Origin of the sequence: Enterobacter sp. RHBSTW-00593, from assembly GCF_013784105.1 — a bacterium.
GTDB classification, from domain to species: domain Bacteria; phylum Pseudomonadota; class Gammaproteobacteria; order Enterobacterales; family Enterobacteriaceae; genus Enterobacter; species Enterobacter ludwigii.
This window is the reverse complement of the sequence record NZ_CP056393.1, coordinates 3,387,892-3,412,984: the sequence shown is the minus strand read 5'-3', so window position 1 is coordinate 3,412,984 and position 25,093 is coordinate 3,387,892. Positions and strand designations below refer to the sequence as shown.

Genomic DNA, 25,093 nt, shown 5'->3' with positions numbered 1-25,093 from the left:
CAATAAGGGATGTGTTGAATAAAGTTTGCTCATCTTTTGCATTGTGGCGGGACGGAGAAATGCTGAAAAAGTGGATATATGATACAACCATCACGCTGCAGGAGAGCGTGGAAAGCTGGCCGCAGGCGCTGGAAATATGCGCGAAACCGTTGCTGGATCTGCAGGTGATTGACCCGGAATACGTGACGGCCATCATTGAGCAGCATCATGCATTAGGACCTTATTATGTGCTGGCACCAGGGCTGGCCATGCCGCATGCGCGGCCGGAAGAGGGGGCCAAAGGATTAGGCCTCTCATTATTAAAACTGAAAAAGGGAGTCTCTTTTGGTGCCGGTGAGTTCGATCCCGTGGATGTTATTATTATGCTCGCGGCGCCGGATAAACACAGTCACATCGACATGATCTCTGCCCTCGCTGAATTATTTTCCAGCGACGACGATATGGCTGAATTGCATCAGGCGAATACCCTGGAGGACATTAAAACGATTATTGACCGCTTCTGATTTAATTCTCTCATCCGATTTATCACAACATTACGTTTAGCGTGATGGGGCGTGCTCTACTCAAAAAAAGGGGACAACAATGAAAATTATGGCTATTTGCGGTTCAGGCCTGGGCAGTAGTTTTATGGTCGAAATGAATATTAAAAAGGTGCTCAAGAAGCTGGCCATTGACGCCGACGTTGAACACTCCGATCTCTCCTCGGCAACGCCGGGTGCCGCCGATCTTTTCGTGATGGCGAAAGACATTGCCGCCAGCGCCAGCGTGCCGGAAAGCCAGCTGGTGGTGATCAACAACATCATTGATATCAACGAACTCGAAGCGCAGCTCCGCGCCTGGTTCGACAGACAATAATCCTGATAAGGCGAGGTGGATATGTTTATCCTTGAAACGCTGAATTTCGTTGTTGATATATTAAAAGTACCCTCGGTGCTGGTGGGTTTAATAGCCTTAATTGGCCTGGTCGCTCAAAAGAAATCTTTTTCTGATGTTGTGAAAGGGACCATTAAAACCATACTCGGTTTTATTGTGCTTGGCGGTGGGGCTACGGTGCTGGTTGGGTCATTAAATCCGTTAGGCGGAATGTTTGAACACGCCTTTAATATTCAGGGCATTATTCCCAATAACGAGGCAATTGTTTCCATTGCGCTGGAGAAATACGGTGCCTCTACCGCGCTGATTATGGCATTCGGTATGGTGGCAAATATCATTGTCGCCCGCTTTACGCGTCTGAAGTATATCTTCCTGACCGGGCATCACACCTTCTACATGGCATGCATGATTGGGGTCATCCTCACCGTGGCGGGCTTTGAGGGCGTTGGTCTGGTCTTTACCGGGTCGCTGATCCTCGGTCTGGTGATGGCCTTCTTCCCGGCGCTGGCGCAGCGTTACATGAAGCGCATTACCGGCAACGATGACATCGCTTTTGGTCACTTCGGTACCCTGGGCTATGTTCTCTCCGGCTGGATTGGCAGCAAGTTCGGCAAAGGCTCTCGCTCGACTGAAGAGATGAACCTGCCGAAGAACCTGAGCTTCCTGCGCGACAGCTCTATCTCCATCTCGCTGACCATGATGATCATCTACCTGATCATGGCGGTGAGCGCCGGGCGTGACTACGTTGAGGCGACTTTTAGCGGCGGTCAGAACTACCTGGTCTATGCCATCATCATGGCCATCACGTTCGCCGCGGGGGTGTTCATCATCCTGCAGGGTGTGCGCCTGATTCTGGCGGAAATCGTCCCGGCCTTTACCGGCTTTTCTGAAAAACTGGTGCCGAATGCACGTCCGGCTCTGGACTGTCCGGTTGTCTATCCGTATGCGCCAAATGCGGTGCTGATTGGCTTCCTGTTTAGCTTCCTTGGCGGGCTGGTGGGGCTGTTTATCTGTGGGCAATTCAGCTGGGTGCTGATTCTGCCTGGTGTGGTGCCGCACTTCTTCACCGGCGCTACCGCGGGCGTGTTTGGTAACGCCACCGGGGGACGTCGTGGAGCGATGATTGGTGCGTTTGCCAACGGTCTGCTGATCACCTTCCTGCCGGTTCTGCTGCTGCCGGTGCTGGGGGCAATTGGATTTGCCAATACCACGTTCTCAGACGCTGACTTTGGCGCTGTCGGGATTGTGCTGGGTAACCTGGCGCGCTTCCTGTCGCCGCTTGCCATTACCGGCCTTGTTGTGGCGTTGTTCGCACTGCTGGTGGCCTACAACGTGTTCGCTAAAAACAAATCTGCGGGCGATAACGCGCAGGAAAACACCGGAGCCAAATCATGAATGAGAATGAGATAACCCATCTGGCGCGTCAGATCCGCATTGAAACGCTGAAAATGCTGACCCAACTGGGCTTTGGTCACTACGGCGGCAGTATGTCGGTTGTTGAAACCCTGGCCGTGTTGTACGGCGCAGTGATGAAAATTGATCCAGCCGACCCGGACTGGCCAGAGCGTGACTACTTTGTCTTGTCAAAAGGACATGCTGGCCCGGCGCTGTACAGCACCCTGGCGATCAAAGGCTATTTCCCGATGGAAGAGCTGAGCACGCTGAACCAGAACGGTACGCGTCTGCCGAGCCATCCGGACCGGCTAAAAACGCGCGGCGTGGATGCCACCACCGGCTCGCTGGGGCAGGGGATTTCCATCGCCGGTGGAATGGCGCTATCGCATAAGTTGGCGGGACGCCCCAACCGGGTTTTCTGTATCGTCGGCGACGGCGAGCTGAATGAAGGGCAGTGCTGGGAAGCGTTCCAGTTTATTGCACACCATCGCCTGAATAACCTGACGGTATTCGTTGACTGGAACAAACAGCAGCTTGATGGCGAACTCGACGACATTATCTGTGCGTTCGATCTGGAAGGAAAATTCCGTGCCTTCGGGTTTGACGTGGTGACGGTGAAAGGAGATGACATTCCGGCACTGCTGGAGGTGACATCGCTGGTTCCGGCGGCGGATGCTCGCCCGCTGGTGGTGATCCTCGACAGTATCAAAGGGCAGGGCGTGCCGTATCTGGAGCAACTGAGTAACTCGCACCATCTGCGATTAACCGCCGAGAGCAAGGCGGCCCTCAACGAGACGATTCGCCAACTGGAGGCTTCACATGATTAAGGTTGCACCTGCAGGTCAGAAAGACGCCGTCGAGATGCGTAAAGTCTACGCGGGGTTTGTGGCACAGCAGATTGAAGCCGGGAGCGACATTATCGCCCTCGAGGCGGATCTGATGAGCTCAATGGCGATGGATGGCGTGGCACGTGATTATCCGCAGCATGTGATTAACTGCGGCATCATGGAAGCTAACGTTATGGGGACGGCGGCGGGGCTGTCGCTGACCGGACGCAAGCCGTTCGTGCATACCTTTACCGCCTTCGCCAGCCGTCGCTGTTTCGACCAGCTGTTTATGTCCCTGGACTACCAGCGTAACAATGTGAAGGTCATTGCTTCAGATGCCGGCGTGACGGCCTGTCATAACGGCGGCACGCATATGTCGTTTGAAGATATGGGCATCGTGCGGGGGCTGGCCCATTCGGTGGTGCTGGAGGTAACGGATGCGGTGATGTTTGAAGATGTACTGCGCCAGCTTATTGACCTCGAAGGTTTCTACTGGGTGCGTACCATCCGTAAGCAGGCCCCGAGCGTGTATGCGCCGGGTTCGACATTTACGCTTGGCAAGGGCAACGTACTGCGCGAAGGCAGTGACATCACCCTGATTGCCAACGGCATTATGGTGGCGGAAGCGCTTGAAGCGGCGCGTCAGCTCGAACAGGAGGGCGTCAGCGCCGCGGTGATCGACATGTTTACCCTTAAGCCGATTGACCGGATGCTGGTGAAAAACTACGCCGAGAAAACCGGACGTATCGTGACCTGCGAAAACCACAGCATTCATAACGGGCTGGGATCGGCAGTGGCGGAAGTGCTGGTGGAAACCTGTCCGGTGCCGATGCGTCGGGTGGGCGTGAAGGAGCGTTACGGCCAGGTGGGGACACAGGACTTCCTGCAGAAGGAGTATGGCCTGACGGCACACGACATTGTGTCGGCGGCGAGGGAGTTGTTGTAAATAAAAAAGGCGACCCTCGGGTCGCCTTTTTAGTCAGTAACGTATTACTGCTGTTGTGAAGACTGGATCGCGGTCAGAGCGATGGTGTAGACGATATCGTCAACCAGCGCGCCACGGGACAGGTCGTTCACAGGTTTGCGCATACCCTGCAGCATTGGCCCGATGGAGATCAGGTCTGCAGAACGCTGTACCGCTTTGTAGGTGGTGTTACCGGTGTTCAGATCCGGGAAGATGAACACGGTAGCGCGACCCGCAACCGGTGAGTTCGGTGCTTTGGATTTCGCAACGTCAGCCATAACCGCGGCATCATACTGCAGCGGACCGTCGATCATCAGATCAGGACGTTTTTCCTGTGCCAGACGCGTCGCTTCACGGACTTTCTCTACATCGCTACCTGCACCAGAAGTACCGGTGGAGTAGGAGAGCATTGCCACGCGAGGTTCAATACCGAAGGCAATCGCGGAATCGGCAGACTGAATAGCAATCTCAGCCAGCTGCTCTGCAGTTGGATCCGGGTTGATCGCACAGTCACCGTAAACGTAAACCTGTTCAGGCAGCAGCATGAAGAACACGGAAGACACCAGAGAACTGCCTGGCGCCGTTTTGATCAGCTGCAGCGGTGGACGGATGGTGTTCGCCGTGGTGTGAACCGCACCGGAAACCAGGCCGTCAACTTCGTCCTGCTCCAGCATCAGCGTGCCCAGCACAACGTTGTCTTCAAGCTGCTCACGCGCAACGGCTTCGGTCATGCCCTTGCTCTTACGCAGCTCAACCAGGCGCGCAACATAGCTTTCGCGAACCACTTCCGGGTCGACGATTTCAATACCTGCACCCAGCTCAACGCCCTGAGAGGCAGCAACGCGGTTAATTTCATCCGGGTTACCCAGCAGCACACAGGTCGCGATGCCGCGCTCTGCACAGATGGCAGCCGCTTTAACGGTACGTGGTTCGTCGCCTTCTGGCAGAACAACACGTTTGCCCGCTTTACGCGCCAGCTCGGTCAGCTGGTAACGGAAGGCCGGAGGAGACAGACGACGGCTGCGCTCGGAGGTCGCCGTCAGGGATTCAATCCAGTCTGCGTTGATGTAGCCCGCAACGTATTCCTGCACTTTCTCGATACGCTCATGGTCATCAACCGGCACTTCCAGGTTGAAGCTCTGCAGGCTCAGAGAGGTCTGCCAGGTGTTGGTGTTCACCATAAAGACTGGCAGGCCAGTGGCGAACGCACGCTCGCACAGCTTGCTTACGCGTGGATCCATCTCGTAAGCACCGGTCAGCAGAATGGCGCCGATTTCCACACCGTTCATCGCGGCCAGGCACGCAGCAACCAGCACGTCAGGACGGTCAGCGGAGGTCACGAGCAGGGAGCCTGCGCGGAAGTGTTCCAGCATGTGCGGAATGCTACGCGCACAGAAGGTCACAGACTTCACGCGGCGGGTGTTGATGTCGCCTTCGTTAATCACGGTAGCGTTCAGGTGACGCGCCATGTCGATTGCACGGGTAGCAATCAGGTCGAAGCTCCATGGCACCACGCCCAGTACTGGCAGCGGGCTGGAATCCTGCAGAGTCGCCGGATCAACTTTAACCACTTTCGCTTTAGAAGAGTCATCGAAGATTTCGGACAGGTCAGGACGGGTACGACCTTGTTCATCAACCGGTGCGTTCAGTTTGTTAACGATAACGCCGGTGATGTTGGTATTTTTCGCGCCGCCGAAGCTGCTGCGGGTCAGTTCGATACGCTCTTTCAGCTGTTCCTGGTTATCGGTACCCTGGGACATGACGAACACGATTTCCGCATTCAGCGTTTTCGCGATTTCGAAGTTCAGAGACTGAGCGAACTGGTGTTTGCGGGTCGGGACCAGGCCTTCAACCAGCACCACTTCCGCGTCTTGCGTGTTAGCGTGATAGTTGGCGATGATCTCTTCCATCAGCACGTCTTTCTGGTTGCTGGACAGCAGAGATTCAACGTGGCTCATCTTCAGCGGTTCAGCCGCTGGCAGATTGGAGTTCTTACGCACGATGGTGGTGGTCTGGTCTGGCGCATCGCCACCGGCACGAGGCTGGGCGATAGGCTTAAAGACGCTCAGACGAACGCCTTTGCGTTCCATAGCACGGATAACGCCAAGGCTGACGCTGGTCAGACCGACGCTGGTTCCGGTAGGGATCAGCATAATAGTACGGGACACGGTTTATCCTCTTTCGTTACCGCCGACAGGGGGCGGGCTACAAAACAGCACCGCCAGCATTGCTGGCGGTGTGGAATCAGGCAGTCAGGCGGTGCGCGTCTTGCGCGATGACCAGCTCTTCGTTAGTAGGGATAACGATAGCCGGACGGGTGCCTTCTTTGTTGATGAAGCCAGACTTGCCGAAGCGGGCAGCCAGGTTACGCTCGTGGTCAACTTCGAAGCCCAGAACACCCAGTTTACCCAGGGACAGTTCACGAACCATTGCCGCGTTCTCACCGATACCACCGGTGAAGATAACCGCGTCCAGACGACCGTCCATCAGCGCAGTGTAAGAGCCGATGTACTTCGCCAGACGGTGGCAGTAAACGTCCATTGCACGTTTAGCGTCTGCTTTTTCTGCGTAGTTGTCTTCAACATAACGGCAGTCGCTGGTGACTTCGGTCAGACCCAGCAGGCCAGACTCTTTGGTCAGCATTTTGTTGATCTGATCAACGCTCATGCCCAGGGTGTCGTGCAGGTGGAAGATGATCGCCGGGTCGATGTCACCGGAACGGGTACCCATCACCAGACCTTCCAGCGGGGTCAGACCCATGGATGTATCAACACATTTACCGTTGCGGATAGCAGAAACAGAACCACCGTTGCCCAGGTGGCAGGTGATGATGTTAACTTCTTCAACCGGCTTGTTCAGCACTTTAGCGGCTTCCTGAGTCACATAGAAGTGGCTGGTGCCGTGCGCGCCGTAACGACGAACGCCGTGCTCTTTGTAGAGGCTGTACGGCAGGGCATAGAGGTAAGATTCTTCCGGCATGGTCTGGTGGAACGCAGTGTCGAACACAGCCACGTTTTTGTCTTTCAGCTGCGGGAAGGATTTCAGCGCTTCAGCGATACCGATCAGGTGAGCTGGGTTGTGCAGCGGTGCGAAAGAGGCAGAGTCTTTAATGCCCTGGATAACCGTTTCGTCGATAACGACGGAACGGGTGTATTTTTCGCCGCCGTGGACGATACGGTGACCAATCGCAGTCAGCTGAGCAGACAGTTCTGGTTTTTGTGCCAGAATAGTGTTAACGATAAAGTTCAGCGCTTCACTGTGAGCGGCGCCTGCACCTAAAGCCGCTTCCTGTTTGCTGCCGTCCATCTTCCACTTGATACGTGCTTCAGGCAGATGGAAACATTCGGCCAAACCAGAGAGGTATTCGTCACCGTTGAGCGCATCGATGATGGCGAATTTCAGTGAGGAGCTACCGCAGTTCAGAACCAGTACTAACTTACTCGACATGGAAGTACCTATTATTGATACGTGGCTAAAAAAACGTCAGGGAGTCTAAAAGCGTAACGCATAATGACTCAGACATTTATGATTAACATCATGCCAAACGAACATTGTGGCATGATGGAAGAAATACATATGATTTTATGCCATTTTGAACATTTTTCAGCCAATGGCATAATATGCGATAATTTGACGAGTTAATGGTTCTCGTCTAAGGGCCTATCAGGCTGGCACAGAATACCCGATACGGGGTGCTGATGACAAAATATTTTGAACGTTGTCATAGCCTGTTGTGGTTTTGCACGAAAATTTTAATTTTTATATGTGAAGTTGAGGTACAGCCATGTCGACACCAGAGAACCCGTCCGTGAATTTTTTCAGTCTGTTTCGTCGGGGACAGCATTACGCAAAGACGTGGCCAATGGAAAAGCGCCTTGCGCCCATGTTTATTGAGAATCGCACGATCCGCGCCACGCGCTATGCGATTCGCTTTATGCCACCTGTCGCCATCTTTACGCTCTGCTGGCAAATCGCGCTGGGCGGGCAGCTTGGCCCGGCCGTTGCGACGGCACTTTTCGCGTTAAGTCTGCCGATGCAGGGTCTGTGGTGGTTAGGTAAACGTTCTATCACGCCACTCCCGCCTTCTATTTTACACTGGTTTTATGAAGTTCGCGGGAAACTGGAGGAAGCCGGGCAGGCGCTTGCCCCGGTCGAAGGCAAGCCCGATTACCAGGCGCTGGCTGACACGCTCAAGCGCGCTTTTAAGCAACTCGACAAAACATTCCTCGATGACTTGTGATTGATCATCGAAACGACGAATAAAAGAAGGCACAGTAACTCACCGTTACCGTGTCTTTTTTTTACAGTGCAATGCGCTACAGGAGTCGAAAGATGGAAATGACCCATGCTCAACGTCTGATTTTGTCCAACCAGTACAAAATGATGACTATGCTTGATCCCGATAACGCTGAGCGCTACAGCCGCCTGCAGACAATCGTCGAACGTGGCTTTGGTTTGCAGATGCGTGAACTGGACCGCGAGTTTGGTGAGATGAAAGAAGAAACCTGCCGCACCGTGATCGACATTATGGAGATGTATCACGCCCTGCATGTTTCCTGGACCAATCTCAAAGATCAGCAGTCCATTGACGAACGTCGCGTCACCTTCCTGGGCTTTGATGCCGCAACGGAAGCGCGTTATCTGAGCTATGTGCGTTTTATGGTGAACACGGAAGGGCGCTATACCCATTTTGACGCGGGCACACACGGCTTCAATGCGCAGACCCCAATGTGGGAAAAATATCAGCGCATGCTGAGCGTCTGGCACGCCTGCCCGCGCCAGTACCATTTAAGTAACAATGAGATTCAACAAATTATTAATGCCTGACGGAGGTGCTTGTGCAGTGTAGAGGTTTTCTGTTTGATTTGGACGGTACGCTGGTGGATTCGCTGCCGGTTGTGGAGCGTTCATGGTGCCATTGGGCGGACAGACATGGCATTGACCATCAGGAAGTACTGAATTTTATCCATGGCAAACAGGCCATAACCTCATTGCGGCACTTCTTAGCAGGACGTTCTGAGGAAGAGATTCAGGCGGAGTTCAGCTATCTTGAGCACATTGAAGCCACCGACACGGATGGCATCACAGCGCTGCCGGGGGCGCGTGAACTGCTTGAACATCTGAACGAAGCCCAAATCCCGTGGGCGATCGTCACCTCCGGCTCGGTGCCCGTTGCCCATGCCCGCCACAAAGCCGCAGGCTTACCGACGCCCGAAGTGTTTATCACGGCAGAGCGCGTGAAGCGCGGCAAGCCTGAACCGGATGCCTTTTTACTCGGTGCCGAACTGCTTGGCCTTGCACCAGCCGATTGTGTGGTGGTGGAGGATGCGGCAGCAGGCGTCCTGGCGGGGTTGAACGCCGGAAGCCACGTCATCGCCGTTAACGTTCCGGCGGGGTCATCCCGCCTGAACGAGGCGGATCTGGTGCTTAACACGCTGACGGCGATTAACGTTGCGAAGGCACCGGACGGAGTTGTAACCGTCTCGCTTAAAATGTAATCCCATGATATAGCCCCACATTGTTGGGGTTTTTTATGGCAAAATTTTGTCTCCTCCACTGACAAGGATATGTTGTGAACGGTGAACTGATTTGGGTCCTGAGCCTGCTTTTAATCGCCATCCTTCTCTTTGCCTCAGGCAAGGTGCGCATGGATGCCATCGCCTTGTTTGTCATCGTTGCCTTTGTGCTGAGCGGTACGCTCACGCTGCCGGAGGCTTTCTCCGGATTTAGTGATCCCAACGTTATCCTGATTGCCGCCCTGTTTATTATTGGCGACGGGCTGGTGCGCACCGGCGTGGCGACCATTATGGGGTCGTGGCTGGTCAAGGTGGCCGGCAACAGCGAAACCAAAATGTTGATCTACCTGATGCTGACGGTTGCCGGGCTGGGGGCGTTTATGAGCTCCACGGGCGTCGTCGCCATCTTTATCCCGGTGGTGCTGAGCGTCTCCATGCGGATGCAAACCTCGCCGTCGCGCCTGATGATGCCTCTGAGCTTTGCCGGTCTTATCAGCGGGATGATGACGCTGGTGGCGACCCCGCCGAACCTGGTCGTCAACAGTGAGCTAATCCGCGAAGGGTTTGAAGGCTTTAGCTTTTTCAGCGTGACCCCACTTGGACTGGTGATTCTGGTGCTGGGCGTGGTCTACATGCTGTTAACCCGTTTTGCCCTGAAGGGGGAAAAACAGGATAAAAGCAAAGACGGCTGGAAACGACGGACCTTCCGCGATCTGATCAAAGAGTACCGTCTGACCGGGCGGGCGCGCCGTCTGGCTATCCGCCCCGGCTCGCCCCTCATTGGCCAGCGTCTAGACGACCTGAAGCTGCGCGAGCGCTATGGCGCGAACGTGATCGGTGTAGAGCGCTGGCGTCGTTTTCGGCGGGTGATTGTTAACGTCAACGGGGTGTCGGAATTCCGTGCACGCGACGTTTTGCTGATTGATATGTCCACCGCCGATGTCGATTTGCGCGAGTTTTGCAGTGAACAGTTGCTGGAACCCATGGTGCTACGTGGGGAGTATTTCTCAGACCAGGCGCTGGATGTCGGCATGGCCGAAGTGTCGCTGATCCCGGAATCAGAATTACTGGGTAAAACCGTGCGCGAAATCGGCTTCAGGACCCGCTATGGGCTAAACGTGGTGGGCTTAAAGCGTGATGGCGTGGCGATGGAAGGGGCGGTAGTGGATGAGCCTATCCTGCTCGGTGATATCTTCCTGGTCGTCGGCAACTGGAAACTGATCGGTCAGCTCGGGCAGAAAGGCCGCGACTTTGTGGTACTCAATATGCCGGTTGAAGAGAGCGATGCTTCTCCGGCGCACAGCCAGGCACCGCATGCGATTTTTTGCCTGGTGTTGATGGTCGCACTGATGCTGACTGACGAAATTCCAAACCCCATTGCGGCCATTATCGCCTGTCTTCTGATGGGGAAATTCCGCTGTATTGATGCCGAAAGCGCCTACAAAGCCATTCACTGGCCGAGCATCATTCTGATTGTCGGGATGATGCCCTTTGCCCTGGCGTTACAAAAAACCGGTGGGGTGGATTTGATCGTCAAGGGACTCATGGACGCAGGCGGTGGATACGGGCCTTACATGATGCTGGTCTGCCTGTTTATCATGTGCGCCACGATAGGCCTGTTTATCTCCAATACGGCCACGGCCGTCCTGATGGCACCCATTGCACTGGCGATGGCGAAATCAATGGGGGTTTCGCCGTACCCGTTTGCCATGATCGTCGCTATGGCGGCATCTGCAGCGTTTATGACTCCGGTCTCGTCACCGGTCAATACGCTGGTGCTTGGCCCGGGAAATTACAAATTCAGTGATTTTGTGAAGATAGGCGTGCCCTTCACCGTGCTGGTGATGGTGGTGTGCGTGATACTGATTCCCGTACTGTTCCCGTTTTAAACCCTGATGCCGGGTAGCGATGTCGCGACCCGGCATACCGTCAGAGAGGGGAGTCCTGACTGATCTCGTCCAGCGACAAATGGAAGCTCGGCACAAACACCTGCATGAAATAATCCATCTCTTCGCTGCGGCGTGATTCCAGCGTTTTTTCCAGACGTGTTTTCGCCAGCAGAAATTCGTTATTCCCCGCGGACAGCTCTTCCAGACATTTCAGGTAAGCGCATAGCGCATCCGCCTGCTTAACCAGCAATTTTTCCTCTTCTGTGTACTGATGCTCATCAATCAGCGGCTCAAAAATATCGCGCAGCTCGTCCGGCACCATGTCGATCAGTTTCTGCTGAGCAATCTTCTCAATGGCCTTATATTCCTGGGCTATCTGCGAGTTGAAATATTTCACGGGTGTCGGTAAATCCCCGGTCAGCACTTCCGAGGCATCGTGATACATCGCCAGCAGGGCAATACGTTCAGCGTTAACCTGCCCATTGAATTTCCGGTTTTTAATGGCAGCCAGAGCGTGAGCGACCATCGCAACCTGCAGACTGTGCTCCGACACATTCTCGGTGCGGACATTGCGCATCAGCGGCCAGCGGTTGATCAGTTTAAGGCGGGAGAGGTGGGCAAAAAAATGACTCTGACTCATAGGTTACCTTTTGTCTTCACTGCGACAGACTTCATTGTGCGGGGAGGGGAGGCAAGATGCAAATCAGGCTACCGGAGTAGCCTGATTTTAAGATTACTGGTGGTAACCTGAGAGGAAACGTCCAAAGCGGCTGATGGCCATCTCGAGGTCATCTTCACGCGGCAGGGTAACGATACGCACGTGATCCGGCCACGGCCAGTTAAAGGCGGTACCCTGAACCAGCAGCACTTTTTCCTGCAGCAGGAAATCGAGCACCATCTTCTGGTCGTCATGAATATTAAAGCGTTTCGCGTCGATTTTCGGGAACATGTAGAGCGCGCCGTTCGGCTTCACGCAGGAGACGCCTGGAATATCGTTGATAAGCTCCCACGCGCGGTTACGCTGCTCATATAAACGCCCGCCCGGCACGATAAACTCGCTGATGCTCTGATAGCCGCCGAGTGCGGTCTGGATAGCATGCTGCGCCGGCACGTTGGCACATAAACGCATAGAGGCGAGCATTTCCAGCCCTTCAATATAGCCTTTCGCATGTTTTTTCGGGCCGTTTAAGACCATCCAGCCCTGACGGAAACCGGCCACGCGGTAGGTTTTAGACAGGCCATTAAAAGTCACGGTCAGCAGGTCCGGAGCCAGTGCGGCGATAGAGTGGTGCTGCGCCGCGTCATACAGGATCTTGTCGTAAATTTCGTCGGCAAAGATGATCAGGTTGTGCTGGCGGGCGATCTCCACGATCTCCATCAGCAGCTCTTTTGAGTAGACCGCGCCCGTTGGGTTGTTCGGGTTAATAATGACGATGCCGCGCGTGCGTGGGGTAATTTTCGCGCGAATATCATCGAGATCCGGGAACCAGTCAGAGGACTCATCGCAAAGATAGTGCACGGCTTTACCGCTGGACAGGGATACGGCCGCCGTCCACAGCGGATAATCCGGCGCGGGAACCAGCATTTCGTCGCCGCTGTTCAGCAGCGCCTGCATGGCCTGCACGATCAGCTCAGAGACGCCGTTGCCGATATAGATATCTTCAACGGTAACATCACGCATATCGCGCGCCTGGTAGTGCTGCATGATGGCTTTTCGTGCGGAGTAAAGTCCTTTTGAATCGCAATAGCCTTGCGCAGTAGGCAGGTTGCGGATCACATCAACCAGAATTTCATCCGGCGCTTCAAAACCAAATGGCGCAGGGTTACCAATGTTGAGTTTCAGAACCTTATTGCCTTCTTCTTCAAGGCGTTTAGCCTCTTTCAGAACCGGGCCACGGATGTCGTAACAGACGTTATCTAGCTTGCTGGATTTTTCGATAGGGGACATGAACCTTTAACCTTTTCGCGATTGTTGCCACTCCCTGCCGTGGAAGTCAGCACGGAATAATGTACTCCCCCCTCGCTGCGTTTTGAAGGGCGGGCAGGAGAAGATTTTGTGGAGTGAATGAAAATGGGGTGAATCTTTTTCGCTATCAGCGAACAATTTAACTGACGTAAAGTAAGGTTAATGGTGTGAAAGTAGGTTTATTGTGCTGTTAAATAATATAAAAGTTGTATATTGTGCTGATGAAAATAAATAATATCCGCAACCTGCGTGGCAGTTACGCTGAGTGACCTTTCGTAAAACCTGAATGCTTCGTTACGTGGCGTTGTAATAGTGTGCATTGGCTAAAAGTTACTCATGTGAAATTAATGTTAAGTGTTATTAATGAATGGCCTTAATCTAAATTAAAATTTATTTATTATTAACCAACAAAATGCAACTTTAGTTAATTTTAATAAAATTAGTTGAGAAGCTTAACAACCCTCATAAATCCGCAATATTGCAATAAGACTTATAAATAAAGTGGATTTGGGTTAAGATGTCTTTCAGGAAAGCTGGGCACAGATACATATGTTTTGTATTTGTGGAACAGGTTTTCTGAATTAATTGATTGTTATTGTTAGAGTTATCTCTGGCCGGAATGGGTTAAACATCTCCTGCTACGTTGACAGCACTGCGAGAAAGATGGCAGAAAGGGTGTATCACCCTTAATGGAATTTACATAAACCTGCAAACATCTAAATATCCTGAACGTTTAAGAGAATAAAAATAACGTCATGAAACGTGCTTTCTGACTGTTGATATTAAAACAGCACAATAACTATCTGTCAGGCAGTCTGCCGGGCCGGGATGCGAAGGAAAACCTTCAGAGGGAATTGCTTAACTGTTACACACACAGCTTCAACCCGGGCAGCTCCGCACGAGCAACCTGAAAGTGAAAAGATATGATAAATGCAAATCGTCCGATAATGAATCTCGACCTCGATCTGCTGAGAACGTTTGTTGCGGTCGCCGATCTCAACACTTTTGCAGCCGCTGCTGCCGCCGTTTGCCGAACCCAGTCCGCCGTTAGCCAGCAAATGCAACGGCTGGAACAACTGGTTGGTAAAGAGCTCTTTGCCCGTCACGGGCGTAATAAGCTCTTAACGGAACACGGTATTCAGCTTCTGGGTTATGCCAGGAAAATACTTCGCTTTAATGACGAAGCATGTATGTCATTAATGTATAGCAACCTGCAAGGGGTGCTAACGTTAGGTGCGTCTGATGAGTCAGCAGACACAATATTGCCATTTCTTCTCAATCGAATTAGTTCGGTTTATCCGAAGCTTGCGCTGGACGTTAGCGTAAAACGAAATGCTTTTATGATTGAGATGTTAAATGAGAATAAGGTCGATCTGGTGGTGACCACGCACCGTCCAGGGCAATTTAATTGCCTGACGTTGCGCACGTCTCCGACGCATTGGTATTGCGCTGCTGAATATGTGCTGCAAAAAGGTGAGCCAATTCCATTGGTATTACTGGATGATCCGAGTCCGTTCCGCGATATGGTGTTGGCGGCGCTCAATGAGGCCAATATTCCATGGCGTCTGGCTTATGTGGCTTCCACATTGCCAGCGGTACGTGCTGCCGTGAAAGCGGGGCTTGGGGTAACGGCCCGTCCGGTCGAAATGATGAGCCCGGATCTGCGCGTACTGGGTAAATCAGATGGTCTTCCTGCTTTGCCTGATACGGAGTATCTGCTCTGCCACAATACGTCCAGCAATAACGAACTGGCGAAAGTCGTGTTCGAGGCGATGGAAAACTACCATAATCCATGGCAGTTCGAACATGTTACCTCCGAAGGGGGGGATGATTCCCTGATCGTTGAAGGGGACTTTGAGTGATCGACAGCTCAAAATTCTGGTAACAATTTGTAAATGTAAAAAAAAGCCACTCACGCGATTTTCGCCTGCAGTGGCTTTTTTTTGGCAGTAATACCCGCGATCACCGCGTGGATTTTCAGGATAGTCGCTATTTATCAGTAAGATAAATGCTTTTGTTCAAATGTTGTGCGTTTCCCGTTCAGTCTCCCTCCAGCTCGCCTCGATGTTAATAAAACAGGAAATATGTTGCTGGTTTTTTGGGTGAATTAACAAAAGCGTGTCTCAGATCAAGAAAATACTCCTCTTTGGGGGGAGGAATCGTTGGCAAATCCTGTCAAAATAGGAGGGTTATTTTTTTTACTTCCAAAACGGACACGATTCAACAACATGCATTTGACGTAAACTCAGGTACCCACCAGGGTTAAAGGGCACCAAATGTTAATGAGAATCGCTCGATGTAATTTAATGTGAAGAAACCTTTGTTAAAGTTGACAAAAGGTTATAGAAAGGAGTAAAAAACCCCATCATTTTGCTGTCTACGTCTCATTTCTGACAGTTAGTGTAAGGTTTTTCGTTCCTCCCCATGAATCGATGTGATGCCCATCTGCCAGCAAGAGCAGTGTCGTAGGTATCACTTTTGATGAGTAAGCAATGAGTATGTCAACATCCACAGAAGTCATCGCTCATCACTGGGCATTCGCAATCTTTCTTATTGTAGCCATTGGCCTGTGCTGCCTGATGTTAGTCGGCGGCTGGTTCCTGGGCGGTCGCGCCCGTGCAAGGCACAAGAACACACCTTTCGAATCAGGTATTGATTCAGTAGGTTCCGCTCGCTTACGCCTGTCTGCCAAGTTCTATCTGGTAGCCATGTTCTTCGTCATCTTTGACGTGGAAGCGCTTTACCTTTTCGCATGGTCAACTTCCATCCGCGAAAGTGGTTGGGTGGGCTTTGTCGAGGCCGCAATTTTCATTTTAGTGTTACTGGCCGGTCTGGTTTATCTGGTGCGTATTGGCGCGCTTGACTGGACGCCTGCGCGTTCACGTCGTGAACACATCAACCCGGAAAACAGTATCTCTAATCGTCAGCAGTAACAGCGAGGCAATAAGATGGATTATACGCTCACCCGCATAGATCCTAACGGTGAGAATGACCGTTACCCCCTGCAAAAACAGGAGATCGTAACCGACCCCCTGGAGCAAGAAGTCAATAAAAGCGTGTACATGGGCAAACTCGAGCATGCCATGCACGATATGGTCAACTGGGGTCGTAAGAACTCCATCTGGCCTTACAACTTTGGCCTTTCTTGCTGCTACGTTGAAATGGTGACGTCATTCACTGCGGTGCATGACGTTGCGCGTTTTGGGGCAGAGGTACTGCGTGCTTCCCCACGTCAGGCTGACCTGATGGTGGTGGCAGGTACATGCTTTACCAAGATGGCACCTGTTATTCAGCGTCTGTATGACCAGATGCTGGAGCCAAAATGGGTTATTTCCATGGGCGCATGTGCAAACTCTGGCGGTATGTACGACATTTATTCCGTCGTACAGGGCGTAGATAAGTTTATTCCAGTGGATGTTTACATCCCGGGTTGTCCGCCGCGTCCCGAAGCTTACATGCAGGCGCTGATGCTGCTGCAGGAGTCTATCGGTAAAGAACGTCGTCCGCTCTCCTGGGTGGTTGGCGATCAGGGTGTTTACCGCGCCAACATGCAGTCTGAGCGCGAGCGTAAACGCGGCGAACGTATTGCAGTAACCAATCTGCGTACGCCTGACGAAATTTAATTTGCGCCTGTGGGCATGGAGTAAACCTTCGCATATCACTACTCAAATAGCGCGAAGCCACGCCCTACAGTCACCACGGACCATTTGCAATGGTGAACAATATGACCGACTTAACCGCGCAAGAAGCCGCCTGGCAAACACGGGATCATCTGGATGACCCTGTCATTGGCGAACTGCGCAACCGTTTTGGGCCGGATGCCTTTACTGTTCAGGCGACCCGCACCGGGGTACCCGTTGTTTGGGTGAAGCGTGAGCAATTACTGGAAGTGGTCGATTTCCTCAAGAAATTGCCAAAACCTTACGTCATGCTGTTTGACTTACACGGCATGGATGAACGTCTGCGTACGCACCGCCAGGGTCTCCCTGCTGCGGATTTTTCCGTTTTCTACCACCTGATCTCAATAGACCGTAATACGGATATCATGCTCAAGGTGGCATTGTCTGAAAACGACATGCATCTGCCGACGATCACTAAACTTTTCCCGAACGCTAACTGGTATGAGCGTGAAACCTGGGAAATGTTCGGGATGACCTTCGACGGCCACCCGCATCTGACGCGCATCATGATGCCGCAGACGTGGACCGGCCACCCGCTGCGTAAAGACTACCCGGCACGTGCAACTGAATTCGACCCGTTTGAGCTGACGAAAGCCAAGCAGGATCTGGAGATGGAAGCGCTGACCTTCAAGCCGGAAGACTGGGGCATGAAACGCGGGACGGAAAACGAGGACTTCATGTTCCTCAACCTCGGTCCAAACCACCCCTCTGCGCACGGTGCTTTCCGTATTATTCTTCAGCTTGATGGCGAAGAGATTGTCGACTGCGTACCGGACATCGGTTACCACCACCGTGGTGCTGAGAAGATGGGCGAGCGTCAGTCCTGGCACAGCTACATTCCGTACACCGACCGTATCGAGTACCTCGGCGGTTGCGTAAACGAAATGCCTTACGTGCTGGCCGTTGAGAAACTGGCAGGTATCACCGTACCGGATCGCGTTAACGTCATCCGCGTGATGCTCTCCGAACTGTTCCGTATTAACAGCCACCTGCTGTATATCTCCACGTTCATTCAGGACGTTGGCGCGATGACACCGGTTTTCTTTGCCTTTACCGATCGTCAGAAAATCTACGATCTGGTAGAAGCCATCACCGGTTTCCGTATGCACCCGGCCTGGTTCCGTATTGGCGGTGTGGCACACGATCTGCCGCGCGGCTGGGAGCGTCTGCTGCGTGAATTCCTCGACTGGATGCCAAAACGTCTGGCTTCTTACGAGAAAGCCGCACTGCGTAACACCATCCTGAAAGGCCGTTCCCAGGGCGTTGCAGCCTACGGTGCGAAAGAAGCGCTGGAGTGGGGTACGACAGGTGCGGGTCTGCGCGCAACCGGTATTGATTTCGACGTGCGTAAAGCCCGTCCTTACTCTGGCTATGAAAACTTCGACTTCGAAGTCCCGGTTGGCGGCGGTGTTTCCGACTGCTACACCCGCGTGATGCTGAAAGTTGAAGAGTTGCGCCAGAGTCTGCGCATCCTTGAGCAGTGCCTCAACAACATGCCGGAAGGCCCGTTCAAGGCGGATCACCCGCTGACGACGCCGCCGCCGAAAGAGCGCACGCTGCAACATATCGAAACCCTGATCACCCACTTCCTGCAGGTTTCCTGGGGTCCGGTCATGCCGGCGCAAGAATCCTTCCAGATGATTGAAGCGACCAAGGGTATTAACAGTTACTACCTGACCAGTGACGGCAGCACCATGAGCTACCGTACCCGCGTGCGTACACCAAGCTTTGCGCACCTGCAGCAGATCCCGTCCGCCATCCGCGGCAGTCTCGTCTCCGACCTGATTGTGTATCTGGGTAGTATCGATTTTGTTATGTCAGATGTGGACCGCTAATTATGCACGAGAATCAACAACCACAAACCGAGGCTTTTGAGCTGAGTGAAGCAGAACGTGCCGCCATTGAGCACGAGATGCACCACTACGAAGACCCGCGTGCGGCGTCCATTGAAGCGCTGAAAATCGTACAGAAACAGCGTGGTTGGGTGCCGGATGGGGCGATCTATGAGATCGCAAAAGTGCTGGGCATTCCGGCAAGTGACGTAGAAGGCGTAGCCACGTTCTACAGCCAGATCTTCCGTCAGCCGGTGGGTCGCCATGTGATCCGCTACTGTGACAGCGTGGTTTGTCACATTACCGGTTATCAGGGCATTCAGGCAGCGATTGAGAAAAAGCTCAATATCAAGCCAGGCCAGACCACGTTCGATGGCCGCTTTACGCTGCTGCCAACCTGCTGCCTGGGGAACTGCGACAAGGGGCCGACCATGATGATTGATGAGGATACTCACAGTTATCTGACGCCGGAAGCCATTCCTGACCTGCTGGAGCAGTACAAATGAAAACTGTAATTCGTACTGCTGAAACTCATCCACTGACCTGGCGTCTGCGTGATGACAAACAGCCGGTATGGCTCGACGAATACCAGAGCAAAAACGGCTATGCCGGTGCGCGTAAAGCCCTGGGCGGCATGGCGCCGGACGACATCGTCAGTGCGGTTAAAGACGCTGGCCTGAAAGGGCGCGGCGGCGCAGGCTTTTCCACCGGTCTGAAGTGGAGCCTGATGCCAAAAGACGAATCCATGAACATCCGTTACCTGCTGTGTAACGCTGATGAAATGGAGCCGGGCACCTATAAAGACCGCCTGCTGATGGAACAGTTGCCGCACCTGCTGGTGGAAGGCATGCTGATCTCCGCGTTCGCACTGAAAGCGTACCGGGGTTACATCTTCCTGCGCGGTGAATACATCGAAGCGGCTGAAAACCTGCGTCGCGCGATTGCCGAAGCCACTGAAGCGGGCCTGCTGGGTAAAAACATCCTTGGCACCGGTTTTGACTTCGAGCTGTTCGTGCACACCGGGGCAGGGCGTTATATCTGTGGTGAAGAGACCGCACTGATTAACTCCCTGGAAGGCCGCCGTGCGAACCCACGTTCCAAGCCACCGTTCCCGGCAAGCTCTGGCGTCTGGGGTAAACCGACCTGTGTAAACAACGTCGAAACCCTGTGTAACGTCCCGGCAATCCTCGCCAATGGCGTGGAGTGGTATCAGGGCATCTCGAACAGTAAAGATGCCGGTACCAAGCTGATGGGCTTCTCCGGTCGCGTGAAGAACCCTGGCGTCTGGGAACTGCCGTTTGGCACCACCGCACGTGAAATTCTTGAAGACTACGCTGGCGGCATGCGTGATGGCCTGAAATTCAAAGCCTGGCAGCCAGGCGGTGCAGGGACCGACTTCCTGACCGAGGCCCATCTTGATCTGCCGATGGAATTCGAAAGCATTGGTAAAGCAGGCAGCCGTCTGGGTACGGCGCTGGCGATGGCCGTCGACCACGAGATCGGCATGGTATCGCTGGTGCGTAACCTCGAAGAGTTCTTTGCCCGCGAGTCCTGCGGCTGGTGTACACCGTGCCGTGATGGTCTGCCGTGGAGCGTGAAGATCCTGCGTGCTATCGAACGTGGCGAAGGCCAGCCTGGCGATATCGAGACACTTGAGCAACTGTGTCGATTCCTGGGCCCAGGGAAAACCTTCTGTGCCCACGCACCAGGCGCCGTTGAGCCACTGCAGAGCGCGATTAAATATTTCCGCGACGAATTCGAAGCAGGCATCAAGCAGCCGTTCAGCAATACCCATGCCATCAATGGGATTCAGCCGAACCTGCTGAAAGCGCGCTGGTAAAACAGAATTTTGATTAACGCTCAGTTACGACTGAGCCAACTGGAAGCATGCTAATGGCTACGATTCATGTAGACGGCAAAGAGTATGAGGTCAACGGGGCGGACAACCTGCTGGAAGCTTGTCTGTCGCTCGGCCTTGATATTCCGTATTTTTGCTGGCATCCGGCGCTGGGCAGCGTCGGTGCTTGCCGCCAGTGTGCGGTGAAGCAATATCAAAACGCGGAAGACACGCGTGGTCGCCTGGTGATGTCCTGTATGACGCCAGCCACCGAAGGCACTTTTATTTCGATTGATGACGAAGAAGCCAAACAGTTCCGTGAAAGCGTTGTGGAATGGTTGATGACCAACCACCCGCACGATTGCCCGGTCTGTGAAGAGGGCGGTAACTGCCACCTTCAGGATATGACCGTAATGACCGGTCACAGCTTCCGTCGCTATCGCTTTACCAAACGTACCCACCGCAACCAGGATCTGGGGCCGTTCATCTCTCACGAAATGAACCGCTGCATCGCCTGCTACCGCTGCGTGCGTTACTACAAAGATTACGCAGACGGACAAGATCTGGGCGTTTATGGCGCGCATGACAACGTCTACTTCGGTCGTCCGGAAGACGGTACGCTGGAAAGCGAATTCTCCGGTAACCTGGTCGAGATTTGTCCAACCGGCGTCTTCACCGATAAAACCCACTCCGAGCGTTACAACCGTAAGTGGGACATGCAGTTTGCACCAAGCATCTGCCAGCAGTGTTCGCTGGGCTGTAACACCAGCCCGGGTGAGCGCTATGGCGAACTGCGTCGTATTGAAAACCGTTATAACGGTACCGTTAACCATTACTTCCTGTGCGACCGCGGTCGTTTCGGCTACGGCTACGTGAACCTGAAAGACCGTCCACGTCAGCCCGTTCAACGCCGTGGTGATGACTTCATCACCCTGAACGCTGAACAGGCGATGCAGGGCGCGGCAGATATTCTGCGCCAGTCGAAGAAAGTGATCGGTATCGGCTCCCCGCGCGCCAGCATCGAAAGTAACTTTGCGCTGCGTGAGCTGGTTGGGGCGGAAAACTTCTACACCGGTATCGCTCAGGGCGAGCAGGAACGTCTGCAGCTGGTACTGAAAGTGCTGCGTGAAGGCGGTATTCATACCCCAGCGCTGCGTGAAATTGAATCTTATGATGCGGTTCTGGTGCTGGGTGAAGATTTGACGCAGACCGGCGCTCGCGCTGCCCTGGCGGTTCGTCAGGCGGTCAAAGGTAAAGCTCGTGAAATGGCGGCGGCTCAGAAAGTGGCTGACTGGCAGATTGCGGCAATCCTCAACATCGGTCAGCGTGCGAAGCATCCTCTGTTTGTGACCAACGTCGACAGCACGCGTCTGGACGATATCGCGGCGTGGACCTACTGCGCGCCGGTTGAAGATCAGGCCCGTCTTGGCTTTGCGATTGCTCATGCGCTGGACAGTAATTCTCCGGCCGTTGAAGGTCTCGATCGCGACCTGCAGAACAAGGTTGATGTGATTGTTCAGGCCCTGGCGGGTGCGAAGAAACCCCTGATTGTTTCCGGGACTAACGCCGGTAGCGCGGAGATCATTCAGGCTGCCGCGAACGTGGCTAAAGCGCTGAAAGGCCGTGGTGCAGACGTTGGCGTGACCATGATTGCCCGTGCGGTGAACAGCATCGGTCTGGGAATGATCGGCGGTGGCTCTCTGGAAGCTGCGTTAAGCGAACTGGAATCCGGTGCTGCAGACGCCGTTGTGGTGCTGGAAAACGACCTGCATCGCCATGCTTCTGCCGCACGCGTTGACGCAGCGCTCTCCAAAGCGCCGCTGGTGATGGTTATTGACCATCAGCGCACCGCGATCATGGACAAAGCGCACCTGGTGCTCTCTGCGGCAAGCTTCGCGGAAAGCGACGGTACGGTTATCAACAACGAAGGCCGCGCACAGCGTTTCTTCCAGGTGTATGACCCGGCGTACTACGACAGCAACACCATAATGCTGGAAAGCTGGCGCTGGCTGCACTCTCTGCACAGCACCGTTCAGAGCCGTGAAGTGGACTGGACGCAGCTCGACCATGTTATCGACGCGGTCGTGGAAAAACTGCCTCAGCTGGCTGGCATCAAAGATGCGGCTCCTGACGCAAGCTTCCGTATTCGTGGCCAGAAACTGGCGCGTGAGCCGCACCGTTACAGCGGTCGTACCGCGATGCGAGCCAACATCAGCGTTCACGAACCTCGTCAGCCGCAGGATAAAGACACGATGTTTGCCTTCTCAATGGAAGGGAACAACCAGCCGTCTGCACCGCGCTCTCAGGTTCCGTTCGCATGGGCACCAGGCTGGAACTCCCCGCAGGCATGGAACAAATTCCAGGCTGAAGTGGGCGGCTCTCTGCGCCACGGTGACCCGGGCGTGCGTCTGATTGAAGCTTCCGACACCGGTCTGGACTTCTTCACCACCGTGCCGGCGAGCTTCCAGGCGCAGGAAGGGAACTGGCGTATTGCGCCGTACTACCATCTGTTCGGCAGTGACGAATTGTCCCAGCGTTCTCCGGTATTCCAGAGCCGCATGCCGCAACCGTACATCAAGCTTAACCCGGCAGATGCCGCGAAGCTTGGCGTTAACGCGGGTGCGAACATCGCCTTTAGCTATGATGGCCAGACAATCAGCTTGCCGCTGATTATCTCTGAAAGTCTGACTGCAGGGCAGGTGGGTCTGCCGATGGGTATGCCTGGCATCGCGCCGGTACTGGCGGGTGCGCGTCTTGATAATCTGCAGGAGGCAAAAGCATGAGTTGGTTAACGCCGGATCTTATCGACATCCTGCTGAGCATTCTGAAAGCGATAGTTATCCTGCTGGTGGTCGTCACCTGCGGCGCGTTCATGAGCTTTGGTGAACGTCGTCTGCTCGGTCTGTTCCAGAACCGTTACGGACCGAACCGCGTGGGCTGGGGTGGTTCACTCCAGCTGGTAGCGGACATGATCAAGATGTTCTTTAAAGAGGACTGGATCCCGCGCTTCTCTGACCGCGTGATCTTTACTCTGGCACCGATGATCGCCTTTACCTCGCTGCTGCTGGCGTTCGCGATTGTTCCTGTCAGCCCGACCTGGGTGGTGGCTGACCTGAACATCGGCATTCTGTTCTTCCTGATGATGGCAGGCCTCGCCGTGTATGCGGTGCTGTTCGCGGGCTGGTCCAGTAACAACAAATACTCCCTGCTGGGTGCGATGCGTGCTTCTGCGCAGACGCTGAGCTACGAAGTATTCCTGGGGCTTTCCCTGATGGGTGTGGTGGCGCAAGCCGGTTCATTCAACATGACCGACATCGTCAACAACCAGGCTGACATCTGGAACGTTATCCCGCAGTTCTTTGGTTTTATTACCTTTGCTATCGCGGGCGTGGCGGTGTGTCACCGTCACCCGTTTGACCAGCCAGAAGCCGAACAGGAACTGGCCGACGGTTACCACATCGAATATTCCGGTATGAAATTCGGTCTGTTCTTCGTGGGCGAGTACATCGGTATTGTCACCATTTCCGCGTTGATGGTAACGCTGTTCTTTGGTGGCTGGCATGGCCCGTTCTTACCGCCGTTCATCTGGTTCGCGCTGAAAACCGCGTTCTTCATGATGATGTTCATTTTGATTCGCGCAGCGTTACCGCGTCCGCGTTATGACCAGGTAATGTCCTTCGGCTGGAAAGTGTGCCTGCCGCTGACGCTCATCAACTTGCTGGTAACGGCGGCTGTCATTCTCTGGCAGCAGCCATAAGGGGCTATAGACCATGACCTTAAAAGAATTATTGGTAGGTTTCGGCACTCAGGTACGCAGTATCTGGATGATCGGCCTGCACGCGTTTGCCAAACGCGAAACCCGGATGTACCCGGAAGAGCCGGTATATCTGCCGCCGCGCTACCGTGGCCGTATCGTGCTGACGCGCGATCCGGACGGTTCAGAGCGCTGCGTTGCCTGTAACCTGTGTGCGGTAGCGTGTCCGGTGGGCTGTATCTCTCTGCAGAAAGCAGAGACGGTAGATGGCCGCTGGTATCCTGAGTTCTTCCGCATCAACTTCTCACGCTGCATTTTCTGCGGTCTGTGTGAAGAAGCGTGCCCAACCACGGCGATTCAGCTGACCCCGGACTTCGAACTGGGTGAGTATAAGCGTCAGGACCTGGTGTACGAGAAAGAGGATCTGCTGATTTCCGGTCCGGGCAAATACCCGGAATATAACTTCTACCGGATGGCGGGTATGGCAATCGACGGCAAAGATAAGGGCGAAGCAGAGAACGAAGCTAAGCCTATCGACGTCAAGAGCCTGTTACCGTAAG

General features: G+C 53.9%; 22 protein-coding genes. 18 read left to right on the top strand and 4 right to left on the bottom strand.

What is annotated here, in order from left to right; all coding sequences use genetic code 11:
• The first annotated feature begins 59 nt into the window (after positions 1-59).
• From HV242_RS16275 to HV242_RS16255, 5 genes are all read left to right on the top strand, one after another.
• Positions 60-503 carry a PTS sugar transporter subunit IIA gene (locus tag HV242_RS16275; RefSeq protein WP_050737136.1) on the top strand — a complete coding sequence of 148 codons (444 nt, stop codon included), beginning with the start codon at positions 60-62 and terminating at the stop codon, positions 501-503.
• Between the two features lie 79 nt (positions 504-582).
• Positions 583-855 (top strand): PTS sugar transporter subunit IIB, encoded by a 273-nt coding sequence (locus HV242_RS16270; protein WP_014171013.1) that lies wholly within the window; start codon positions 583-585, stop codon positions 853-855.
• 21 nt (positions 856-876) lie between these two features.
• Positions 877-2,268: a PTS ascorbate transporter subunit IIC gene (locus tag HV242_RS16265; protein ID WP_020883137.1), complete on the top strand. Its 1,392-nt coding sequence runs from the start codon at positions 877-879 to the stop codon at positions 2,266-2,268.
• On the top strand, positions 2,265-3,095 hold the full coding sequence (locus HV242_RS16260) for a transketolase (RefSeq protein WP_050737135.1): 831 nt from the start codon (positions 2,265-2,267) through the stop codon (positions 3,093-3,095). The genes HV242_RS16265 and HV242_RS16260 overlap by 4 nt, the downstream gene beginning before the upstream one ends.
• On the top strand, positions 3,088-4,041 hold the full coding sequence (locus HV242_RS16255) for a transketolase family protein (protein ID WP_025203581.1): 954 nt from the start codon (positions 3,088-3,090) through the stop codon (positions 4,039-4,041). The genes HV242_RS16260 and HV242_RS16255 overlap by 8 nt, the downstream gene beginning before the upstream one ends.
• A gap of 44 nt (positions 4,042-4,085) precedes the next feature.
• Here HV242_RS16255 and pta read toward each other — a convergent pair whose 3' ends face one another.
• Both pta and ackA read right to left on the bottom strand, forming a co-directional pair.
• Complete coding sequence (gene pta / locus HV242_RS16250) at positions 4,086-6,227, bottom strand: phosphate acetyltransferase (protein ID WP_014171009.1); 2,142 nt, start codon at positions 6,225-6,227, stop codon at positions 4,086-4,088.
• A gap of 76 nt (positions 6,228-6,303) precedes the next feature.
• Positions 6,304-7,506 (bottom strand): acetate kinase, encoded by a 1,203-nt coding sequence (gene ackA, locus HV242_RS16245; protein ID WP_014171008.1) that lies wholly within the window; start codon positions 7,504-7,506, stop codon positions 6,304-6,306.
• A gap of 337 nt (positions 7,507-7,843) precedes the next feature.
• Between ackA and yfbV the strand changes: the two genes are divergently transcribed.
• The 4 genes from yfbV to HV242_RS16225 all read left to right on the top strand — a co-directional run bounded on the left by yfbV (position 7,844) and on the right by HV242_RS16225 (position 11,464).
• Positions 7,844-8,299: a terminus macrodomain insulation protein YfbV gene (yfbV, locus tag HV242_RS16240; protein ID WP_008502875.1), complete on the top strand. Its 456-nt coding sequence runs from the start codon at positions 7,844-7,846 to the stop codon at positions 8,297-8,299.
• Between the two features lie 92 nt (positions 8,300-8,391).
• On the top strand, positions 8,392-8,886 hold the full coding sequence (locus HV242_RS16235; protein WP_020883140.1) for a YfbU family protein: 495 nt from the start codon (positions 8,392-8,394) through the stop codon (positions 8,884-8,886).
• An 11-nt stretch (positions 8,887-8,897) separates the two neighbouring features.
• A complete protein-coding gene (locus HV242_RS16230) occupies positions 8,898-9,557 on the top strand; it encodes a sugar phosphatase (protein WP_044866750.1) in 660 nt (219 codons plus the stop codon).
• Between the two features lie 74 nt (positions 9,558-9,631).
• A complete protein-coding gene (locus HV242_RS16225; RefSeq protein ID WP_014171004.1) occupies positions 9,632-11,464 on the top strand; it encodes an SLC13 family permease in 1,833 nt (610 codons plus the stop codon).
• A 40-nt stretch (positions 11,465-11,504) separates the two neighbouring features.
• On the opposite strand, the gene yfbR is transcribed toward HV242_RS16225, so the two are convergent.
• Together yfbR and alaA are read right to left on the bottom strand one after the other, a co-directional pair.
• Positions 11,505-12,104, bottom strand: coding sequence for a 5'-deoxynucleotidase (gene yfbR, locus HV242_RS16220; protein WP_014171003.1), 600 nt, complete (start codon positions 12,102-12,104; stop codon positions 11,505-11,507).
• 93 nt (positions 12,105-12,197) lie between these two features.
• Positions 12,198-13,412 (bottom strand): alanine transaminase AlaA, encoded by a 1,215-nt coding sequence (gene alaA / locus HV242_RS16215; RefSeq protein WP_014171002.1) that lies wholly within the window; start codon positions 13,410-13,412, stop codon positions 12,198-12,200.
• 941 nt (positions 13,413-14,353) lie between these two features.
• Between alaA and lrhA the strand changes: the two genes are divergently transcribed.
• The 9 genes from lrhA (at position 14,354) to nuoI (ending at position 25,092) form a co-directional block, all read left to right on the top strand.
• On the top strand, positions 14,354-15,292 hold the full coding sequence (lrhA, locus tag HV242_RS16210) for a transcriptional regulator LrhA (protein ID WP_025203584.1): 939 nt from the start codon (positions 14,354-14,356) through the stop codon (positions 15,290-15,292).
• A gap of 630 nt (positions 15,293-15,922) precedes the next feature.
• Positions 15,923-16,363, top strand: a complete 441-nt coding sequence (gene nuoA, locus HV242_RS16205; RefSeq protein WP_014171000.1) for an NADH-quinone oxidoreductase subunit NuoA — start codon at positions 15,923-15,925, stop codon at positions 16,361-16,363.
• A gap of 15 nt (positions 16,364-16,378) precedes the next feature.
• Complete coding sequence (gene nuoB / locus HV242_RS16200; protein ID WP_003861482.1) at positions 16,379-17,053, top strand: NADH-quinone oxidoreductase subunit NuoB; 675 nt, start codon at positions 16,379-16,381, stop codon at positions 17,051-17,053.
• Between the two features lie 89 nt (positions 17,054-17,142).
• The gene (gene nuoC, locus HV242_RS16195) at positions 17,143-18,945 is read left to right on the top strand and encodes an NADH-quinone oxidoreductase subunit C/D (RefSeq protein ID WP_014170999.1); all 1,803 of its coding nucleotides are present in this window, start codon (positions 17,143-17,145) and stop codon (positions 18,943-18,945) included.
• Positions 18,946-18,947: 2 nt separating this feature from the next.
• A complete protein-coding gene (nuoE, locus tag HV242_RS16190) occupies positions 18,948-19,448 on the top strand; it encodes an NADH-quinone oxidoreductase subunit NuoE (protein WP_014170998.1) in 501 nt (166 codons plus the stop codon).
• Positions 19,445-20,782: an NADH-quinone oxidoreductase subunit NuoF gene (nuoF, locus tag HV242_RS16185; RefSeq protein ID WP_014170996.1), complete on the top strand. Its 1,338-nt coding sequence runs from the start codon at positions 19,445-19,447 to the stop codon at positions 20,780-20,782. Before nuoE ends, nuoF begins: the two co-directional genes overlap by 4 nt.
• 53 nt (positions 20,783-20,835) lie before the next feature.
• Complete coding sequence (nuoG, locus tag HV242_RS16180) at positions 20,836-23,562, top strand: NADH-quinone oxidoreductase subunit NuoG (RefSeq protein WP_020883144.1); 2,727 nt, start codon at positions 20,836-20,838, stop codon at positions 23,560-23,562.
• Positions 23,559-24,536, top strand: a complete 978-nt coding sequence (nuoH, locus tag HV242_RS16175) for an NADH-quinone oxidoreductase subunit NuoH (protein ID WP_014170994.1) — start codon at positions 23,559-23,561, stop codon at positions 24,534-24,536. The genes nuoG and nuoH overlap by 4 nt, the downstream gene beginning before the upstream one ends.
• 13 nt (positions 24,537-24,549) lie before the next feature.
• Positions 24,550-25,092 (top strand): NADH-quinone oxidoreductase subunit NuoI, encoded by a 543-nt coding sequence (gene nuoI / locus HV242_RS16170; RefSeq protein WP_003861491.1) that lies wholly within the window; start codon positions 24,550-24,552, stop codon positions 25,090-25,092.
• The last annotated feature ends 1 nt before the right edge of the window (position 25,093 follow it).

Bases quoted from the DNA above. Each gene is read 5' to 3' on its own strand.
- HV242_RS16275 (WP_050737136.1), top strand. From the start codon at position 60: ATGCTGAAAAAGTGGATATATGATACAACCATCACGCTGCAGGAGAGC.
- HV242_RS16270 (WP_014171013.1), top strand. From the start codon at position 583: ATGAAAATTATGGCTATTTGCGGTTCAGGCCTGGGCAGTAGTTTTATG.
- HV242_RS16265 (WP_020883137.1), top strand. From the start codon at position 877: ATGTTTATCCTTGAAACGCTGAATTTCGTTGTTGATATATTAAAAGTA.
- HV242_RS16260 (WP_050737135.1), top strand. From the start codon at position 2,265: ATGAATGAGAATGAGATAACCCATCTGGCGCGTCAGATCCGCATTGAA.
- HV242_RS16255 (WP_025203581.1), top strand. From the start codon at position 3,088: ATGATTAAGGTTGCACCTGCAGGTCAGAAAGACGCCGTCGAGATGCGT.
- ackA (WP_014171008.1), bottom strand. From the start codon at position 7,506: ATGTCGAGTAAGTTAGTACTGGTTCTGAACTGCGGTAGCTCCTCACTG.
- yfbV (WP_008502875.1), top strand. From the start codon at position 7,844: ATGTCGACACCAGAGAACCCGTCCGTGAATTTTTTCAGTCTGTTTCGT.
- HV242_RS16235 (WP_020883140.1), top strand. From the start codon at position 8,392: ATGGAAATGACCCATGCTCAACGTCTGATTTTGTCCAACCAGTACAAA.
- yfbR (WP_014171003.1), bottom strand. From the start codon at position 12,104: ATGAGTCAGAGTCATTTTTTTGCCCACCTCTCCCGCCTTAAACTGATC.
- alaA (WP_014171002.1), bottom strand. From the start codon at position 13,412: ATGTCCCCTATCGAAAAATCCAGCAAGCTAGATAACGTCTGTTACGAC.
- lrhA (WP_025203584.1), top strand. From the start codon at position 14,354: ATGATAAATGCAAATCGTCCGATAATGAATCTCGACCTCGATCTGCTG.
- nuoA (WP_014171000.1), top strand. From the start codon at position 15,923: ATGAGTATGTCAACATCCACAGAAGTCATCGCTCATCACTGGGCATTC.
- nuoB (WP_003861482.1), top strand. From the start codon at position 16,379: ATGGATTATACGCTCACCCGCATAGATCCTAACGGTGAGAATGACCGT.
- nuoC (WP_014170999.1), top strand. From the start codon at position 17,143: ATGGTGAACAATATGACCGACTTAACCGCGCAAGAAGCCGCCTGGCAA.
- nuoE (WP_014170998.1), top strand. From the start codon at position 18,948: ATGCACGAGAATCAACAACCACAAACCGAGGCTTTTGAGCTGAGTGAA.
- nuoF (WP_014170996.1), top strand. From the start codon at position 19,445: ATGAAAACTGTAATTCGTACTGCTGAAACTCATCCACTGACCTGGCGT.
- nuoG (WP_020883144.1), top strand. From the start codon at position 20,836: ATGGCTACGATTCATGTAGACGGCAAAGAGTATGAGGTCAACGGGGCG.
- nuoH (WP_014170994.1), top strand. From the start codon at position 23,559: ATGAGTTGGTTAACGCCGGATCTTATCGACATCCTGCTGAGCATTCTG.
- nuoI (WP_003861491.1), top strand. From the start codon at position 24,550: ATGACCTTAAAAGAATTATTGGTAGGTTTCGGCACTCAGGTACGCAGT.